The following is a 3,215-nucleotide window of genomic DNA, read 5'->3' as shown; positions in this document are numbered from 1 at the left end:
CAGGGCGCGGGCGATCGCCACCCGCTGTTTTTGTCCCCCAGATAACATGGCTGGCAGTTTATCGCCATGCGGACGCAATCCCACTAAATCGATATGTCTTTCCACAATAGCGCTGCGATCGCCTTTGGATAAATCTGGCATCACCGCATCAACAGCAAGGCCAATATTTTCCCTTACTGTGCGCCAAGGCAATAGGGAATAATTTTGAAAAACCACCATCCGGTCTGGGCCAGGTTTTCTAACTTGTTCCCCTTCTAAGGTAACAACGCCTTCTGTGGGTAAATCCAAACCCGCAATCATGTTGAGCAACGTCGATTTACCGCAACCGGAGTGACCGATTAATGAGATAAATTCTCCTTTTTCAATCTGGAGGTCAATCCCTTTGAGCGCAATGTATTTGCCATTATCGCCTAGATCGAAAACCTTTTCAATTTGGTCAACAGCAACAAAAAAAGACATAGGTATTGCTAATTGGTAGTGGTAATAGGGATTAGGGATTAGGGATTGGGGATTAGGGGCTAGGGAAGAGTGGGAGAATTAATCGATTCCCGACGCCCTAGCGTCTAGCCCCATTTTTTATTTCTGTCCTTGGGCGATAATTACCGATTCCAGCCACAGCATAAATTTGTCGAGCAGTAAGCCCACCACACCGATATAAACCAGGGCTATAATTACTTCGCTGATGGCGTTATTTTGATATGCTTCCCAGATAAAGAAGCCAATTCCCACAATGCCGGACATCACAATTTCTGCCGCAATAATCGCTAACCAAGCTAGACCGATCGCAATCCTCAAGCCTGTGAAAATGTAGGGAAGTGTAGCGGGAATGAGGATATTCAAGAAATACTGTTTGCGGTTCAGTTGCAGAACTTTGGCAACGTTATTGTAATCTTGAGGAATTTGTTTCACGCCCACGGCTGTATTGATCAAGATAGGCCAGATTGCCGTGATAAAAATCACAAACAAAGCAGCAGGCTCGTTTTGTCGCAAAGCTGCTAACGAAATGGGAACCCAAGCCAAAGGCGGTACTGTCCGCAATAGTTGAAAAATCGGGTCTAAAGCTTTGGAAACAGTTTTATTCGTTCCTACTAAAATGCCCAAGCTAATGCCAACAACGGCAGCCAAGATGTAGCTAACCGCAACCCGTTGCAAGCTAGCGAGAATTTGCCAGAATAGACCTTTATTTGTTCCGCCTAAATCGTAAAACGGGTATAAAATCAAAATCCTGGTGTCTGTAACGACTTTAATAGGCCCTGGTAGGGTTGCGCCCGGAAGCCAAGAAAACAACTGCCAAACGATTAAGAAAATAGTAATGGCGGCAATCGGAGGGAGCAAATCGGGAAATCGTTTTTGTAGTTGAGCCAACCATTTATTCTGAGCGGCAGAGCTTGGACGTCTTTGCAAAGTTGTCATTGATTCTATTTTCCTTCTTCAAATTAGGTAGTTGTTAGTACGAGAGGCTGGAGGGAGCAGGAACAGGGGAACTTTCTTGGTCTTCGCCCTAAACTTGCACTGTCTTGATCTTCAAACTCTTCAAATAAGCCATCGGATCGGCGGGGTCAAACTTGATGCCATCAAAGAACTCTTCAATACCACGCGATGTATTGGTGGGAATATCGGCGGCAGCAAATCCGGCTTCTTTCGCCGCTTCTCGCCACAAATCTTCGCGGTTGACTTTATCGATTAATTGCTTAGCATTCGTCATCGTATCTACCGGGAGAAAACCCCAGCGCACGCTTTCAGTTAAAAACCACAAATCGTGACTCTTGTAAGGATACGAAACGCTGCCTTTGGAATCCTTCCAATAGTAGGTTGCCATTGATTTGTCATCAATGATGCGACCGTCGCCCATATCGTATTTACCCATAAATGGTTCGAGCAAAACTTCTGGAGGTACGCCAAAGTAGTTTCGACTAGATAAAATTTGCACGAGTTCTTGGCGGTTGTTGAAATCGTCGCACCATTTCTGAGCTTCCATAATGCCTTTTAATAAAGCTTTAGTTGCTTTAGGATGTTTATCCACCCAGTCGGCGCGAATCGCTAGATATTCTTCGGGGTGATCTTTCCAAATTTCTGCTGTTAATGCTGCCATGTAGCCGATGCCGTCTTTGACAATGCGGAAAGGCCAAGGGTCGCCGGTACTAAACGCATCCATTGTTCCCGTCTTCATGTTGGCAACAGTTTGGGCAGCGGGTACGGTGAGTAATTTGACTTCTTTATCTGGGTCGATACCGCCTGCGGCCAACCAATAGCGTATCCAAAAATCTTGGTTAGCGTGGGGAAAGGTATAGGCGGCAGTGAATTGAGTACCGCTGCTTTTCAGGCCATCAAAAATTGATTTTGTTCCGGCTAGTTTTAAACCGATTTTGCCTTTGTGTTTGCTGGCGATCGCAATTCCATTTCCCTGCGTATTCAACTGGCACAGCACATACATGGGGATTTTGACATTGCCTTTGGTAATCTTGCCTTCCGAGATCAAATAAGGCATCGGCATCTGCCATTGACCCCCATCAACGCCTCCACCACCAGACCCGATTTCTAGGTTATCTCTAGCTGCACCCCAGTTAGCTTGTTTGGCAATATCAACCTCAGTCATGCCGTACCGGGCAAAAAAGCCTTTCTCTTTTGCCACAATCAAGGGTGCTGCTTCTACAATAGGTATATATCCCAACTTGATTTTTGTCGTTTCTGGTGCTTCGCCAGCACTGACATTAGCAACTGGAATAGCGCTGGGGCTGCTTTGTGTGTTTTGTGAAGTCATTTCGGGGGGATTTCCCAAACAGCCTTTGAGGAGAACAGAACCTACAGCAGAAGCTCCAGCTGTAACGAGAAATTTGCGGCGAGAAAATGGATTGGTAGATTGGCTCATATTATCTCCTTGCAATCAATACTCCGAGTAAGTTCGCAAACAAAATTACTGCAAAACTGCTAAGGAAAAGCCTTAGAGAATAACTCCAAGAGCCCTATTGTTAACAGTTATGCACATCAGGCACAGTAAACACAGGCAACTTCAAGCAGTCATGAAGTTTCCTGCTATCTACAGTCATGCTTTATCAGTCAGCCGCAAACTGGGTTATCAATTTGCGGCCATTGAGACTGGAAGATTGTCCAAATCTTTGTTCGTTTTACAGACGTCAAATTTGGCATCTGTAGATTTTATTAAATTGAGTGGCTCAGTTACTTTTCTGAGTTAAAAGTAACTTTAGCACTTCTTG

Annotated in this window: 3 protein-coding genes; all 3 read right to left on the bottom strand. The window is 45.1% G+C overall.

The features are described 5' to 3' along the window. On the bottom strand, positions 1-459 hold a 459-nt coding region (locus tag H6S82_RS25940; protein WP_191056934.1), incomplete at its 3' end, for an ATP-binding cassette domain-containing protein. Between the two features lie 117 nt (positions 460-576). Next, the gene (gene ntrB, locus H6S82_RS25935; protein ID WP_190462713.1) at positions 577-1,413 is read right to left on the bottom strand and encodes a nitrate ABC transporter permease; all 837 of its coding nucleotides are present in this window, start codon (positions 1,411-1,413) and stop codon (positions 577-579) included. Positions 1,414-1,501: 88 nt separating this feature from the next. Further along, positions 1,502-2,869 (bottom strand): CmpA/NrtA family ABC transporter substrate-binding protein, encoded by a 1,368-nt coding sequence (locus H6S82_RS25930; protein WP_190462711.1) that lies wholly within the window; start codon positions 2,867-2,869, stop codon positions 1,502-1,504. Positions 2,870-3,215 lie beyond the last annotated feature (346 nt).

The organism is Planktothrix sp. FACHB-1355 (assembly GCF_014748295.1).
Lineage (GTDB): Bacteria > Cyanobacteriota > Cyanobacteriia > Cyanobacteriales > Aerosakkonemataceae > Aerosakkonema > Aerosakkonema funiforme_A.
Note: the sequence above shows the minus strand (reverse complement) of the source record. Positions and strands in the feature narration are given on the sequence as shown.